This is a genomic window from Methanohalobium evestigatum Z-7303 (genome assembly GCF_000196655.1).
GTDB classification, from domain to species: domain Archaea; phylum Halobacteriota; class Methanosarcinia; order Methanosarcinales; family Methanosarcinaceae; genus Methanohalobium; species Methanohalobium evestigatum.
Genome location: NC_014254.1, coordinates 1 through 17057, shown reverse-complemented (window position 1 = coordinate 17057; position 17057 = coordinate 1). Strand labels below are relative to the sequence as shown.

The window sequence follows — 17057 nt, the reverse complement described above, 5'->3', positions numbered from 1 at the left end:
AACTTTTAACTTAATACTATAAAGTTTAAAGTATTAAGTTTGTAATATAACTAAAATTAATAAAATTAAAACTGAAAATTGTTTCTTAATTGTTTTCAGCATCTGATTTTCCTATCTATATATATCGTTCCACAACATTATTTAATATATCTGAATCAATGGATATTTTACAAAGTAACATGACAACTTTATAGGTGATTGTGTAACTCCCATTTGGAAACCCTCACATCATTTGCTTTCCTCCATATCCATTATTCAGTTGCAACCAATAACTTTGTTATTGGCTTCTATCACCTCCATTCCTATACCCCGACAAAAACCCACTTTTCAATTTTTCCTTTACTCTATTTTTTAACACGAATTTTTCTAAACGTGAACTACCGCTGAGCTAAAGACTCAGCGGCTTCGAGAGAAGTTTACCATGAAAGTCTTATTCTCTCAGGGGAGTTCACATCCCCACTATCGGTTATCCCTTTGAGGGAATCACCGATTACCTTTCTTAAGATGTTCAATGCACCGTTGATATCGGCATTGATCAGTCTACCTGTTGACGACTGGAAGATACCCCGTTTCGATCTCTTACCAAGATATTTCTTATGTTTTCTGATGGGTTCCAGCGCCAGTGCATCAACTTTACTGGTAAAAGCCTCGTCTACTTCGTGATACTTTATACCGTGATATTTGCATTTTGAAGCTAATTTCTGTTTAAATCTAGCAAACGGTATCGTCTGGAAGTTCTGGGTATTTTCCTTGCCGATATTTTGTTCTTGGTTGATTTCTTTGAGTTCTCCAATCACAACATTGCCGATTCTATTCTCCAGACAGTGTTTAACGATGTGATTAACACACTGGTTCATGTAATCGTTTATCTTCCAGAACCTTTTCCATGAAAACTGGTTCATCTTCAAACCATCATCTACATTCTGTTTGTCGTAGACTGACTGCAACCTGCTCTTCTCCTTGTTCCACCAGCGGTTATAAGATTTGATACCTCTGCCGTCTAATATGAAGGCAGTCCCACTGGTCGTAACACAGGTTGCAAAGTTGTCCACACCAAGATCTATCGATAGATGATTGTTATAATCCAGTTCAGCTATCTCCCCATCTTCATGATAGACAAATTCTATCTCGAACCATCTACCCTTGTATTTTGGAACAATCCTGACCTGATTGATGTATTGACCTATTATGTTGTCAGGAGTCTTGAAATACAGGAATTTTGTTCCGTATTTTCTGTAATAATCTAAACCCAATGACAGCCTGATTTTGTTGTCGATTACTTTCAGCTGATCTTTCTTGAAAGTACAAATGAAGTTTCCGTCTTTAGCTAGATATTTTGGAAGAGAAACTGGTTTCTCATATTCACCTTTTCTCTTCTTATCCAGAAGTTTGAAGAACGATTTCATACTGCCATCTACAGTCTCTATGGTATTCTGGGCGACCTGAGATGGCAGTAGTTTATAGTTTTCGTTCTCTTTAACCGTGTGATAAGCAGTATTCTTATTGAGATATTTACCATTATTGAAGAAGTACTGCCTGATATTGTACAATGTGAAATTGTACAGGTTCTTGGACAGTTTGGTCAACCTCTTCAAAGTTTCATACGTCTGCTTATCAGCACGGAGATGATTCTTCTGGGTCAGATACATACATTATACAATCGTTTATCAAAATACTTATCTTTTTTTGACTATTTATTATACCACGATGCTAAAGACATCGTGGTTTTCTTCATCTTTATAAATTTATAATGATATTAGCATTACTATTTGTAGTTACAACAGGTTCTGCAAGTGCAGCAAACGAAAAGGTTGATTTATACCTTCTTGTCGATGGTTCGGGTAGTATCAGTTCTTCTGATTTTGAACTACAATTAGAAGGAATGGCAAATACGATAAATAACTCATCAATAGTTCCACAGGATGGTAGTGTATCAATCAGTGTAATCCAATTTAGTAACATTGCACAAGTGGAAATACCACTAACAACAATCAACAGCCAATCTGATGCCGACAATATTTCTTCTGATATAATAGCAATTAATCAAGTCGGAGGTAGTACCAATATATCTGGAGCAATAAACCTCTCGGTTCAAAAATTACCAGATGATTTATCAGGAAAACAAATCATTGACCTTTCCACTGATGGTGTACCGAATGTAAACGGTATACAGGCATCATATGATGCAAGAGATAATGCAAATAACAGCGGTTTTGAGGAATTAAATACCTTAGGAGTTGGTATAGGAGTAAATGAAACTTTTCTAAAAGAATTAGTTTTCCCTCAACCATCAGATGAATACCCAGGTTTTTACACCTTTGCTGGTGATTTTGATACATTCCAAAAAGAATTTGAAAAGAAAGCTGGAAAAGAAGTAGGTCAAAAACCGATAAAACTCGAAAAGTATACTAACGGCAAAGATTCAGACACAAAACCAGGTCAGCAGATTCTTGTAGGTGAAACGGTTACATGGAGCTATAACGTTACAAACCAAGGTGATAAAAATCTCACAAATGTAACCATCAAAGATGATGTTACAGGTTTTACCCATGATTGTGGAAAATTAGTACCAGGTGAATGGTGTAACGTGACCTATAGTAGTACAGCAGAAAAGGGACAATATGAAAATATAGGGAACGCTACCGGTCAATATAATGACACCAATTATAGTGATCAAGATTCCAGCTATTATTTTGGAGCAAATCCATCTATAGATATGGAAAAATATACCAATGGAATGAACGCCAGCAGTCCTACAGGGCCTGAAATACTTGAAAATGATACTGTGACTTGGAGTTATAACGTTACCAATAATGGTAATGTCAACCTGACCGATGTAATTATCAAAGATGATGAGACTGGTTTCACTCATTACTGTGGAAAATTGGAACCTGGTGAATGGTGTAATGTAACCAATAGCAGTAAAGCAGAAAAAGGACAATATGAAAATGAAGGCATCGCCACAGGCGATTATAATGGACTCAGTATCGAGGGTTATGATTCCAGCTATTACTTCGGTGCTGACCCATCGATAGATATTGAAATGTATACTATGGGTGAAGACGCTGATGAACCTCAAGGACCTGCCGTCCAGGTTGGCAATGAAGTAACATGGACATATGAAATAACAAACACCGGTAATGTGAATCTAACAGAGATTAATATTACCAAAAATGGAAGCATTGAAAAGACGTATCCAAATATTAATCTTGAGCCAGGTGAATCATTCACCTACTCTACTACAGGAGTATCGAAACTAGGACAACAAAACTATAATGGTAATGTCACTGCAGTTTATGAAAATGAGATGTATGATGAAAAAATACAGGTAAATGCCAGTGACCCAAGCCATTATCTAGGATTTGACCACTGGGCTGGAGTACCGACTGCTAACCCGGTCTTGCTTGTAGGTGTACTGGGCATCGCAGTACTATTATTCCTGAAAAGAGAACAAAAATGAGGATTAATGCTTTCCAATTTTTGATTTCCTCATTTTAACTTATTTTTTTAGCAAATTAGCTACAACAACTTTACAGGCTGTCCAACAAGCTTTAATCAAATTATAATATTAACTGCTTAAGTTTTGTAGATTTTTGTTATTCTGCAATACAATGATTGATTTTCAATCAATTGTTTGTACTACTTGGAATTCAACCATACTTTTTCAGGTTTATAGCAGCACATACCAGGTTAAACATTTTTTAACTGAATTCAATCCCCTTGTAATAAATTCCCTGAATCTTAAATTTTGTTTGTAGTTTCCTATAACCGGTTCTACAGTATATTTTCTCTGTTTAAAGATTGACTGCGCTTTATCAGTACTCATCTTTTCTTTCAGTCGTTTTCTATCCCGGGATAGATGATTAACCTTCAGTTGCCTGATTCTATCTTTTCTATTTGTACACTGTTGATTTGATTTACAGTCTCTGCAATGAGTACCTCTGTAAACCCAACGTTTTTGAGACCTTTTTTCGTCATATATTTCATATGAATATTTTAAAATCCGATTTTCAGGACAGATGTACACATCCTTTTGCTCATCATATATAAAATTAGAAACATTGAACCGGTTTTATTTTTTATGTTTCCGTACCTTTTTTATGTTATCTTTATCGGATTGTTCCGGTATATAAGGGTCTAAATCTTTTTGTTTCAAGTATTGTACATTTATCTCATGAATGTAACCGCTATCAGCACATATCTTTGTACCTTTACCTAATCTTCCACAATACTTTTCAACAAGTTCAAGTTGTGGTTTAAGCTGGTGAGCATCACTTCTTTGTTGGCATACATCATTAGCAATTATGATTCCTTCCTTATGGTCAACAGTGATTTGAGTGTTGCATCCCAGTTCGATTCTGCCTTTCTTATTCTTAATAAACCTTGATTCCGGGTCTGTTAAGCTAAATCTTCTAACATCATCTTTAACAGATTCTTGCTTAGCTATCTTTACGTTATCCAGGTGTCTCAAGTTTTTATCCTGATTAGTATTATTAAGCTTATCAGCATACTTCTTGCATATGGATTTTACTCGATTTTTACTGGTTTCATCAAGCTGATCGTAAAGGGATAACCGATAGTGGGTGTGTGAACCATCCAGGAAGGATAAGGTTTTTCGGCAACACATGTCGGTAAAGCAAACTCCTTCTGAAGCCACTTGGTCTTTAGCCAAATGGTAGTTCACTTTTCGTTGATGGAATAGTGAAAGTAAAAGTTGTTCCTTTGCTTTCCTCACTTTCAACCCAGATTTGTCCACCATGGATTTCAACCAATCTCTTAACAAGTGCCAATCCAAGACCGGTTCCAGCATATCGCCGGCTAGCACCAGTATCCAATTGTCTGAACGACTCAAATATTTCATCCTGTTTGTCTTCCGGTATACCGATACCCGTATCGATAACTGAAAATTGGTATGCATCATTTTTCTGCCTAACAGTAACAGTTACGGAGCCTTTATTTGTAAATTTTATAGCGTTGTAAATTAAATTGTAAAGTATTTGCCTGAGTTTTATTTCATCTGCATATATATATTCAATATTTGGATCGATTTCCGAATCTAAAGACAGACCTTTTTTTGATGCAAAAGGATACAATTTAGATTCCAAATCATTAAGTAGTGCTGGTATTGATATTTTTTCCCGATGAAGTTCAAGTTTACCAGATTCAATTTTTGCTAAATCGAGTATATCATTTATCAGGTCAAGTAGATGTTGACCGCTTTTATGGATTTTATCTAAGTAACGTGTTTGATTGTCGTTCAAATCTCCTACTTTTCTTTTCAAAATCACATCAGAAAAACCGATAATCGATGTTAGAGGAGTTCTTAGTTCATGGCTTACATTAGCCAGCAATTCACTTTTTGCCTGGTTAGCAGCTTCAGCTTCTAATTTTGCGTTTATTAACTTTTCTTCTGCCTGTTTTCTGACAGTTATATCGCGAACGAAACCCAAGATTACAGGTTTTCCAGATAGGTTCATTAATGTCATTTTAACCTCTACCGGGAACTCTGAACCATCTTTGCGTCTGTTTACCGTCTCTATAAGGTATGAACTGTGATATGATAATTTATCCCAATATCTCTTTCTGGGTTCATAAGTATCAATATTTGGGTCAATATCAGCAAGATTCATCGACAACAATTCATCTTTTGTATACCCTAAATTATCACAGGTAAGGTCGTTAACATATAATATATTGCCGTCAAAATCATGAGCTATTATAGCATCCGCTGCCTGTTCTATAACAGTTCTGAACCTACCCTCACTCTCTTTCAATTCATCTTCTACTTTTTTGCGTTCAGTTATATCAGTAGTGAAACCCAGATATTTATCATCTGAAAGTTTTACTGCATCCAATATGAAATATCTTAGTTCGCTTTTTTTCGTTATGAACGGCAGTTCTACAGAGGTTTTACCGTTTTCTACGAGGTAATTATAGGCTTGATAGATTTGTTCAAGTACATCTTGTGGATGCAAATCAATCAGGTTCATCGACAACAATTCATCTCTTGTATAACCAGTAATAGATGAAGCAGCAGGGTTAACATCCACATAATACCCATCTTTATTGGCTACAAATATACCTATAGGTGAATGGTCTATATAATTGCGGAATTTTTTTTCACTTTCCTTTAATTCTCTTTCTTTTTCTATTTTTTCAGATATATTTTCGATAGCTGCAACTAAACCATCGAACCTGTTATAATCATCAAATATAGGAGCCGCATTTATAGACAAAAGTTTTCTCTGACCATCAGGCCATTGTATAGCATGTCTTACATCATAAACCGGTTCCAGATATTTTTGGACGAGTTCAAATGGTAATTCTTCTTGAGGATAATAATTTCCATCAAAATCAGTAATTTTCCATTTCACATCGTCATAGGTTCGCTCCTGTATTTTACTTTTGGACAAACCTAAGACCATCTCAGCTGCATGGTTTGCATAAACAATGTAACCGTTTCTATCAACTTTTGTTATACAAATAGGACTAGTATCTGCCACTTTTTCTATAAAATCCCTTTCTGTACGAAGATCTTGTTCGATTATTTTCCTGTAAGTGATATCGTAATAATGTTCTATGCGCCCGCCTGCATAAAGTCCTGATTTTATCGGTTGGCTCCAGTGTTCAAGCCATCGCTCCTCTCGGTTACTATCAGGAAGGACATGACATTCAAAATTCTCTATATAGCTGTTATCATCGTATGTAGCTAATAACCTGTTTGCAAACTCATCGCTATCCTCAAAAATATGTTTCAATTTATCTTCGACAAGCTGTCGTTTATCTTTGCCGATTATATCTTCTCTATCAATTCCGAAATAATCCTCCATCGGTTCATTAATCCAGACTACATGAAAACAGGAATCCAGTATGAAAATTCCAACCTTAGAACTATCAAGGACATCATCAACGATGGTTCTATGTCTTTCTTCTTTTTCTATTAATTTGTTCTCAGATTCTAGGTTATATAGAGCATAGGATATATCACTAGTAACTTCATGGAACAATTGTTTACCCCGTTCCGAGATTATATCATCAGAACCTGAAACAGCCAAAATCCCATATAATTTATTTCCATGTTCCAATCTTGAAACCAGAGCATTGTAACCTGTCTCTTTCAGTATCAATGGACAATCCGAACAATTTGATTTTTTATTTTCAATAACCAGTAAATTATCAGATTGGTAGAATAAATCCTGAAGACATCGGCTCATCTCCCCTCTTTCGTATCTTTTCAGGAAATCATTGAAACTCGGACCTACTCCTGATTCTGAAGATGCTGTTATATTTCCATCTTCATCAAATAGAATTATCCACGTGCTTTCAAATGTACGAGAGTTAGTTAGAATATCACAGGTCCTTTGTAACAACTGTTCAACATTTTTCTCCCTTATTATTAGCTGGTTAACATCGCTAACCGATTGGAATACATTGTTTAAGTTTTTGTACTCACCCATTGCACTTGCAATGACAATACCAAACAATAAGAATACTGGTAAAATAACCAGATAAATGAAAAGATCAAACAAAGATAAACTTGCAGTTGGGTCAATGATATCAGTCACAATATCTATTAATATGATAAAAAAACCAAGCATTAATGTTACAATGATTACCGATTTTTTGTTTTTAAAATACTGCAACAATTTCATAGAAAACCATCTTCTAAATAATGTATATGTATCCCATTGTAGCTCCCTAACACCTAATATATAAACCATAGGTAATAAATATATTCAGAAAAACATCATATCACCTTAAACAAATTAAAATCTAAATATAAGATAAAAAAATAAGGAACAGTACTGCTAGAGCTACAGTCCCTTATTTCTGCTCCCTTCTAAGCAACAACAGCATTGCAACACCAAGAACACCAATAAGCAGTACAGGGTTTGCAGTCGGTACTTTAGTCCAGTGATCATGTCCGAAATAATGACTGGGGTCACTATCATTTACCTGGACTCCGTTATATTCGGCAGTAACATTTCCGTAATTACTGTACTGTCCCAGCTTGGCGGTTCCTATAGCATTACAAACCATTGATTCATCAGGTTCAAGAGTTGTATTCAAACAATTGACCTCTACTCCCTTGCTGTCTGTAACATTGATATTTGTTAGGTTCACATTACCAGTGTTTGTTACATTATATGTCCATGTAACCTGCGTTCCCACCTGAACAACTGGTCCTCTTGGTTCGTCAGCATCTTTACCATTTGTAAATTTCTCGATTTGAATCGAGGGTGACGCTTTGAAGATTCCAGCATCTATAGTTACATTGTTTTCACCCGATGTCAACATGATAATTGATGTATTGCCAGTATTATCTACATCACTATCTTTATTGATATCACCTCCCATAAACTGGGGTGAAAATTCATGACCTTCAGGGAGTACAAAATTCAGATAATAGTGGCCTGGGGGCACTAAAAATTTATAGAAACCCGATGCGTTTGTTATTTCACTGGTTATGTAATCTCCATCGATGTTATATAATCTAACTTCAACATTTGCTACTCCTTTTTCACCAGGGTCCTGGATACCATTACAATTTGTATCATTCCAGACAAAATCACTAACAGACGCTGGCTGATACATACCTGCATCTATAGTATCATTGGTCTCGCCTGAAACCAAATTTATACACGTTGTATTACCAGTACTGTTTGCATCACTATCCTTTTCATCAGATCCCTGGTCTTTAGGTGTAAACACATATCCTGATTCTGGCGGTGCTGCAAAACTTACATTATATACACCTGGAGTTAGACCTGTGAAAAGATATTCTCCATCTTCATCTGTATTTGTTGTAGCTATTAAATTACCTGTAACACAATCATACAGATAAACGGTCACATTAAATATACCGGGCTCTCCAATATCCTGGGTTCCATCACCATCCAAATCTTCCCAAACAAAATCACCCATTGAGGCTTTTGGATTCTCTGGTTGATACAAACCTGCATCAATTGTATCATTGGTCTTTCCGGATTCTACTGTGATACACGTAGTATTACCGCTGCTGTCTGCATCACTATCCACACCGTCATCGGTTCCCTGGTTAGCCAGAGTGAATTCATATCCATCGGATGAGAAGTTTACATAATAGCTGCCTGGGGTTACACTGAAGTTGTAATATCCACTAGCATTCGTTGTTGTACTTGATTCTAATTCATCCGTACTGCAATTGTACAATTCTACTGTTAGACCCGAGATTCCGGTTTCACCGATATCCTGTTTACCATTCTTATTAGTATCTTCCCAGACGAAATCTCCTATTGTGGCTGGCTGGTACAAACCTGCATCTACGGTATCGTTGGTCTCTCCGGATTCTACTGTGATACACGTAGTATTACCGCTGCTGTCTGCATCACTATCCATACTGTCATCGGTTCCCTGGTTTGCCGATGTGAATTCGTAACCATCGGATGAGAACTGTACATAATAGTTGCCTGGGGTTACACTGAAGTTGTAATATCCGCTAGCATTAGTTGTTGTACTTGATTCTAATTCATCCGTACTGCAATTGTACAATTCTACTGTTAGACCCGATATACCGGATTCACCGATATCCTGTTTACCATTCTTATTAGTATCTTCCCAGACGAAATCTCCTATCGTGGCTGGCTGGTACAAACCTGCATCTACGGTATCGTTGGTCTCTCCGGATTTCTACTGTGATACACGTAGTATTACCGCTGCTGTCTGCATCACTATCCATACTGTCATCGGTTCCCTGGTTTGACGATGTGAATTCGTAACCATCGGATGAGAACTGTACATAATAGCTGCCTGGGGTTACACTGAAGTTGTAATATCCGCTAGCATTAGTTGTTGTACTTGATTCTAATTCATCCGTACTGCAATTGTACAGTTCTACTGTTAGACCCGATATACCGGATTCACCGATATCCTGTTTACCATTCTTATTAGTATCTTCCCAGACGAAATCTCCTATCGTAGCTGGTTGGTACAACCCTGCATCTACGGTATCATTGGTCTCTCCGGATTCTACTGTGATACACGTAGTATTACCGCTGCTGTCTGCATCACTATCAACTGTATTATCTACACCCTGGTTAGCCAGAGTGAATTCATATCCATCGGATGAGAAGTTTACATAATATTCACCAGGTTCAACACTGAAGTTGTAATATCCGCTAGCATTAGTTGTTGTATTGGATACTAAGTCATCTGTACTGCAATTGTACAGTTCTACTGTTAGACCCGATATACCGGATTCACCGATATCCTGTTTACCATTCTTATTAGTATCTTCCCAGACGAAATCTCCTATTGTGGCTGGCTGGTACAAACCTGCATCTATGGTATCATTATTTTCACCTGAAACCAAAGTTATACAAGTAGTGTTTCCTAAAAGATCAGCATTATTATCTTCATAACTTGCTCCTTGTCCTAATATGGTGAATTCATATCCTGGAGAATCTATGAAATTAATGTAATAATCTCCTGGTGCTAGACCTGTAAAATTGTAGTAACCCGATTCATTGGTTTTTGTAGTTTCTAAAAAGTCACCATTGCAATTGTACAGATTAACAGTTACATTATCAATACCTGTATCACCATCGTTCTGAACTCCATCTCCATTTACATCTTCCCAAACGTAATCACCGATTGAAGCTGGCTGATACAATCCTGCATCTATAGTATCATTGGTTTCATTTGATTCCAGGGTAATACATTCGGTTACGCCTGAGCTGTTCGCATCGCTATCAACTGTATCTTCTCCACCCTGGTTCTGTAAAGTAAATTCATATCCATCTGACGAAAAATTCACATAATACTCACCAGGTTCAACTGTGAAGTTATAATATCCACTATTATTAGTTGTTGTATTGGATACTAAATTATCTGTACTACAATTGTATAGTTCTACCCTTATATCCGGGATTCCGGTTTCTCCATCATCTTGGATCCCATCCATATCAGAATCTTCCCAGACAAAATCTCCTATCATTGCTTGTTGATACAATCCTGCATCAATTGTTTCGTTGGTTTCACCTGATACTACTGTGATACAGGTAGTATTTCCGCTACTGTCAGCATCACTATCAACATCTTCAGATTCCTTATTAGCCTGAGTGAAATTGTAACCATCGGATGAAAACTGTACATAATAGTTGCCTGGGGTTACACTGAAGTTGTAATATCCGCTAGCATTCGTTATTGTACTTGATTCTAATTCATCCGTACTGCAATTGTACAGTTCTACTGTTAGACCCGAGATTCCGGTTTCTCCAGGATCCTGTACACCATCCTTGTCAGAATCCTCCCAGACGAAATCTCCTATTGTGGCTGGTTGGTACAACCCAACATCTATGGTATCATTATTTTCACCTGAAACCAAAGTTATACAAGTGGTGTTCCCTAAAATATTAGCATTGTTATCTTCATAGTTTGCTCCTTGTCCTAATATAGTAAATTCATATCCATGAGGAGCTTCGAAGTTTACGTAGTAATTTCCAGGAGAAAGACCTGTAAAATTATAGTCACCATCAACATCGGTTGTATTGTTTGCGATTTTATTACCTGTATCGCAATCATATAGATTGATAGTTACATTGCCAATACCTGTATTACCATCATTCTGGATTCCATCAGCATTTACATCTTCCCAGACATAATCACCAATTGAAACTGGTCGATACAAACCAGCATCTACTGTATAATTAGTTTCATTATTATCAAGGTTTACACAATCAGTAATACCTGAAGAATTTGCATCACTGTCCACACCGTCATCGGTTCCCTGGTTTGCCGATGTGAATACATAACCATCTGATGAGAAATTAACATAATAGCTACCAGGAGTAACTGTAAAATTGTAATAACCATCAGCATCTGTTGTTGTACTGGATACGATTGTATCGTCACTACAATTATGTAAAGTTACTATTATATCCGAGATTCCTAGTTCTCCATCATCTTGGATTCCATTCCCATTCGAATCTTCCCATACACGGTCTCCAATAGTTGCTTTGTTTTCGGGTGTTTCAATTTCGTACAAACCAGCATCTATGGTATCGTTATTTTCACCTGATGCCAATATTATACAGGATGTATTACCTGTAGTACTATTGACATCACTATCTATATTATCAGGTCCCGCATCCTGTAAAGTAAATTCAAACTCAGGGGGTATGGTAAAATTCACATAATAGTTCCCTGGTTCCAGATTTGTGAAATTGTAATAACCGTTTTCATCTGTTGTTGTGGTTGCTCTTAAAGAATCACCACTGCAATTATACAGATTTACCGTTACACCTGTTAAACCCACTTCTTCATCATCCTGAATATCATTTTTATTCATATCGTTCCAGACATAATCACCGAGTGAAGCTGTGGGTGCTATCGTATAACAGAAATACATAGCCCAGTTTCCATTAATTTCTGGACCTTCACCCCACGCAGTTTCCTGGGGCTCTCCAGGCACATCAGGATTTAACTTATTTACAACCGCATGAGTTGCCACATAAACAGTATCACAATCATCTAATGAAAAGTCACTTAATGGTATTTCATAGGTAAAATTATCGATACAATTATCGTGAGTAGTTTTATAATCATAAGACCCTGGAGCAGTACCCATATATGAAGTACCAACATATGCTTGTGTTTCTTCCATACACCAATCATCATTAGTATCGTATTTCACAAAAATATGGGATTCATTATTCCATACTATGACTTCTCCAGCATAATGATTTTTACCTGCTATAAGGTCTCTCACACATGGAGATCCATCACACTGTGCATCATCAGAGCAGTCGGGACATTCAATTGTTACTACAGCACTTGCTAATCCAGATATAACAAGCATCATTAAAAATAACATAGCTACAAAATAGATTATTCTAAAGAGGATTTCGATTAACCTCTGTTTTTTCTTAATTTTGTAACTTAGAGATATTTTAGGTTAATTTGTATTTCTAACAGCTGATTTTTAGCTATTTTGATGTTGATTTCAGGGATTTTTCGATAGCGTTCGCTATCCCATGGTTAAATCACTCCTTTGCTCCTTAATGTACTCAATTGATACAGGTTGAATCCGAAGGCCGTAAACAGCATTTTCAGGTTCACGCGTTTCACAGTAGTAACGAGTGTGGTACCTGATTTGAACACTCCTTTTGTAACCGCATATACTCTTTCACCGGTTACTCTGATAGCGCTGATTCTACTGTTTCTTAATATTTCTCTTATACCCAGTGGCCTTCCACGTACTGCTCTCTGCATAGTAGCATCATAACCACAACATTTTGAACCGAAGTATCCCTTATCCCTGTACACAACCTCATTTTCTCTTGAGAGATCGACTTTGTTATCATGAACTGTTGCTGTTGTGGTTTCGAATCTTCTAATCAGTTGATAATCCGTATCGATAATTGTATGTAGCTTGTAACCGAAATGAGATTTACCACTCTTCTTGGCCCATGTACCATCTTTATTTCGTCTGGTCTTTGCTTCACTCCCACGGGGCTTGTCAGCCCCGGCATGTCCTGGGTCGGAATGAATGAACGTGGCGTCCTGGATCATTCCTTTCTTGATCTTGAGTCCAAGAGAATCGAGTTGTCTCTGCAACTCTCTCCATACCTCTTTTTCCTTGTTAGTATCGATGATCCTCTTCCTGAACAACCAGACAGTTGTACTGTCTGGTATGTATTCAGGGAATTTGAGGAAATGTCTGAACGAAATCCTGTCGATACACTGTTTCTCAATCTCCTGATCAGATAACCCATGCCACTGCTGAAGTATCAGCATCTTGAGCATGACGATAACGTCAGCTTCGGGTCTACCGCCCGAAGCCGACCTGTTGGTATACATCGATTCCAGTATAGGTCTGAATTTCTTCGATTCCAGTATAGGTCTGAATTTCTTCCAATCTATCAAAGCTTCAACTTCAGCAAGCTTATCCCCTACAGCAATAAGACGTTTATATTCTTCGTTAAAAGCAAAATCAGTAAATGAATCCATATTAAATATTTCAAATCAATTCTATATAAAGTTAACAGGATTCGAGACATGTTAATGGTAGTTTATCGAAATCCTCTAAAGTATGTATTCAATCCTATACCCCCTTTAATAAAGTTATCCTGAGTTGCAGGATAATTTCTAACACGTCATTTATGTTATTAGAAAGTATGAACCCTAAAAAATATATTACTTTGGAAATAGGGTTTAGGAAAACATTTACTTATCATTATTATTTTTCATTTTATTTTAAAAAAGACACCAATCAAAAGACAGCTACAGCTCTGACTGCCCAATGAATGACTACCCTTCAACGAGTAAATAGGTTGTCCGCTGACTGCTCTCCCACGACTGAACAGGCTGTCCGACAATTCTGGACTACTATCAATCTATTTTTCTCTATTAGACAAAGAGGATTTGTAGAAAACTAGATTTCCAAATGAATATGTAATTCAATAATAATTTCAAACGTTTTATGGGTATCGGTATTATTTCCTTAATTATTTCCTTAATTAAGCTGATTAATATTTATTTTAATGGAAGGTAGAAAACTGATAAATATAAATTAATAATATTCAAAAATTGTTAGACAAGTTCTTTAGTCGTTGGAGAGCAGTCAGTATTAATAGTTCAAAAACGTATTCAGAACTAAGAAAATATTTGTTTTTGATTTTTAAAATTTTATTTTATTTCGAAAAAATACCCCCTTTATCGAAGTGCACTGGATATAAATGTTGATAGTGTCAATAACCTAACTCTGAAGAGATGGGGTTGTCCGGTGCGGCAAACCCTGAATGACCAGACTGAGTTCCTTCTACAGAAACTACGTTATCACAGTTACGCTTCCCTCAGATGCTTCCTTAGTCCGTTGCTCTATGTGTGCATGCACGACAAACAGAGGTAACATTGTCGAAAGGAAACGGTTGAAAGTCGCGTAACCTGCATCAAGCAGAGAACGGGTAATATCCATGGTATTAGTACTGAACAAGAACAAGAAAATTTTAACACCGTGCCATCCGGTCAAAGCCAGGATTTTTTTGAAAACTGGAAAAACCACGATTCATAAGAAATATCCTTTCACAATCAAACTTAAAGAACTAAAATCTGATGACTTAAAAGACGATTTTAGACTGAAGATAGATTATGGCTCAAGGTATACCGGCTTGGCCATACTGAAGAACAACAGATATGTAATTTGGTTAGCTCAGATACATCACAGAACTAATATTAAAAAGAAATTAGACGACATGAGGAGTTTCAGATGCAGAAGGAAATTACAGAACCTGAAATAAAGAAAACCAAGATTTAATAACAGGATAAGACCAAAAGGATGGCTGCCACCATTTCTACAAAGCAGAACTGATAATATCAGACATGGTTTAGAAAATTGATGGAATTGGTTCCAATCAATTTAATCCTTATTCTGAAAATCCATTAATAGGGATAAACACCTTTTTTGAAAATCTGTTTCCAACCCCTCTCTGCACATAAAACGTATTATGTTATAGAGTTGATACACTCCAACCCCTCTCTGCACGTAAAACGTATTATGTTATAGAGTTGATACACTCCCACCCCTCTCTGCACGTAAAACGTATTATGTTATAGAGTTGATACACTCCAACCCCTCTCTGCACGTAAACGTATTATGTTATAGAGTTGATACACTCCCACCCCTCTCTGCACGTAAACGTATTAACTTTTATGAGTAGAAAAATCAATCATTAACAAATGACCTATTAACACCATACAAACTCTTATCAAGTACATTTTCCATAACGTCTATATGCTTATTTATAGTAATTGTTCGTGTTCTCCCACGTATCCCTTTGGTCTTTAATGGTGCATTAATCAACCCCAACATGTCTAATTCCCCTATCATTTTAGATACTCTTGTACGGCTCAAAGCATCTACACTATTAATATTACAAATTTGCTGGTATTTCTGTACTACTTCACCAGTTGTACAATTTTTTTTCTGGTCTTTATGCAATTCTATAATACCAAGTAAAACTATTTTAGTATGCAATGGTAGGGAATACACTGTATCATAAACAAAATCATTATCAATTTTACTATCAGCTTTGTAAACATGCTCTTCTGTTACGACTGGAGAATTTTCATGCTTTGCAATTGTTCCAGCATTCTCAAGCAATTTCAAAGCTATTCTTGCATCTCCATGTTCTTTAGCTGCAAGAGCAGAACACAATGGAATTACCATATTATCAAGAACATCCTCATTAAAAGCTATTTCAGCCCTATCATTAAGAATTTGTGTCAACTGTTCAGCATCATAAGGAGGGAATGAAAAATTATGCTGAGCAAGAGAAGACATTACTCTGGGGTCAATTTGATCTTTAAGCATTAAATCATTAGTAGTACCTATAATACCAATATTTACATTTGGATTTACTTTCATGTATTCTCCAGCTCTACTAAGATTATACAAAACATTGTCATCTTTTAAATGTTCAATTTCATCAAATACAACAATAATTGAATAATTATTTTTATTCAACACCCACCACAAATGCCTGTAATATTCAGAAATGGATATACCGCTACTTGGTATCTTATAATTAAAATCTACAGTCTTGATAATCTCATGAAGTACATGAGATGTATTACCTATCTCATTACAGTTTATAAAAATAGGCATAACATGAGAACTGTTATCAGTAGATAATTCTTTTTGAAGTTCTTTTAGAACATATCTTACCACTGCAGTTTTACCAGTACCTGTTTTACCATAGATGAAAGCATTATCTGGTTTTTCTCCTGATAGTACCGGTTCCACTAATTCAGCAATTTGTTCAATTTGTGAATCTCTTGCTATCAAACGTTCAGGAACATATTCAGAACTAAGAGAATACTTGTTTTTGAATATTTTAGGTTTGTTTTTGTTGAAGATTGACCCCAATGTATTCCTCCATTAACATGACAGTTTTAAGTTATTCTTGCTGGATTTTATGTTCGCTACCATTTCGCACATGAAATGATAAATTGTTAAAGGTTAATATAAATCTTTTTATTTTGTTGTTATTATAATATTTAGATAAAAATACATTAAA

The 17057-nt window shown here is 36.2% G+C and carries 9 protein-coding genes and 1 pseudogene; 2 read left to right on the top strand and 8 right to left on the bottom strand.

The features are described 5' to 3' along the window. Positions 1-416 precede the first annotated feature (416 nt). A complete protein-coding gene (locus METEV_RS11380; RefSeq protein WP_013195652.1) occupies positions 417-1649 on the bottom strand; it encodes an RNA-guided endonuclease InsQ/TnpB family protein in 1233 nt (410 codons plus the stop codon). A gap of 101 nt (positions 1650-1750) precedes the next feature. Here METEV_RS11380 and METEV_RS11375 point away from each other — a divergent pair, with 101 nt between their 5' ends. Next, the gene (locus tag METEV_RS11375; protein ID WP_013195651.1) at positions 1751-3460 is read left to right on the top strand and encodes a DUF7507 domain-containing protein; all 1710 of its coding nucleotides are present in this window, start codon (positions 1751-1753) and stop codon (positions 3458-3460) included. Between the two features lie 210 nt (positions 3461-3670). Here METEV_RS11375 and METEV_RS13005 read toward each other — a convergent pair whose 3' ends face one another. The 6 genes from METEV_RS13005 to METEV_RS11350 all read right to left on the bottom strand — a co-directional run bounded on the left by METEV_RS13005 (position 3671) and on the right by METEV_RS11350 (position 13989). Beyond that, on the bottom strand, positions 3671-4027 hold the full coding sequence (locus METEV_RS13005; RefSeq protein ID WP_198008210.1) for a transposase: 357 nt from the start codon (positions 4025-4027) through the stop codon (positions 3671-3673). 45 nt (positions 4028-4072) lie between these two features. Beyond that, positions 4073-4672, bottom strand: coding sequence for a transposase (locus tag METEV_RS11370; RefSeq protein WP_049891312.1), 600 nt, complete (start codon positions 4670-4672; stop codon positions 4073-4075). Further along, positions 4665-7652 (bottom strand): PAS domain S-box protein, encoded by a 2988-nt coding sequence (locus tag METEV_RS11365; RefSeq protein WP_013195650.1) that lies wholly within the window; start codon positions 7650-7652, stop codon positions 4665-4667. Before METEV_RS11365 ends, METEV_RS11370 begins: the two co-directional genes overlap by 8 nt. A gap of 172 nt (positions 7653-7824) precedes the next feature. Continuing rightward, entirely contained in the window at positions 7825-9633 is a 1809-nt protein-coding gene (locus METEV_RS11360; RefSeq protein ID WP_013195649.1) for an SdrD B-like domain-containing protein, read from the bottom strand. Continuing rightward, the gene (locus METEV_RS11355) at positions 9587-12841 is read right to left on the bottom strand and encodes an SdrD B-like domain-containing protein (RefSeq protein WP_013195648.1); all 3255 of its coding nucleotides are present in this window, start codon (positions 12839-12841) and stop codon (positions 9587-9589) included. The genes METEV_RS11360 and METEV_RS11355 overlap by 47 nt, the downstream gene beginning before the upstream one ends. Before the next feature lie 176 nt (positions 12842-13017). Next, entirely contained in the window at positions 13018-13989 is a 972-nt protein-coding gene (locus METEV_RS11350) for an IS5 family transposase (protein ID WP_013195647.1), read from the bottom strand. A gap of 965 nt (positions 13990-14954) precedes the next feature. Here METEV_RS11350 and METEV_RS11345 point away from each other — a divergent pair. After that, positions 14955-15377 (top strand): annotated as a pseudogene (locus METEV_RS11345) (RRXRR domain-containing protein). A 326-nt stretch (positions 15378-15703) separates the two neighbouring features. Here the strand turns inward: METEV_RS11345 and METEV_RS11340 are convergent. Then, a complete protein-coding gene (locus METEV_RS11340) occupies positions 15704-16906 on the bottom strand; it encodes a Cdc6/Cdc18 family protein (RefSeq protein ID WP_013195646.1) in 1203 nt (400 codons plus the stop codon). Between the last annotated feature and the right edge of the window lie 151 nt (positions 16907-17057).

Coding starts and splice junctions, on each gene's coding strand:
- METEV_RS11380 (WP_013195652.1), bottom strand. CDS start 1,649: ATGTATCTGACCCAGAAGAATCATCTCCGTGCTGATAAGCAGACGTAT.
- METEV_RS11375 (WP_013195651.1), top strand. CDS start 1,751: ATGATATTAGCATTACTATTTGTAGTTACAACAGGTTCTGCAAGTGCA.
- METEV_RS11365 (WP_013195650.1), bottom strand. CDS start 7,652: ATGAAATTGTTGCAGTATTTTAAAAACAAAAAATCGGTAATCATTGTA.
- METEV_RS11355 (WP_013195648.1), bottom strand. CDS start 12,841: ATGATGCTTGTTATATCTGGATTAGCAAGTGCTGTAGTAACAATTGAA.
- METEV_RS11350 (WP_013195647.1), bottom strand. CDS start 13,989: ATGGATTCATTTACTGATTTTGCTTTTAACGAAGAATATAAACGTCTT.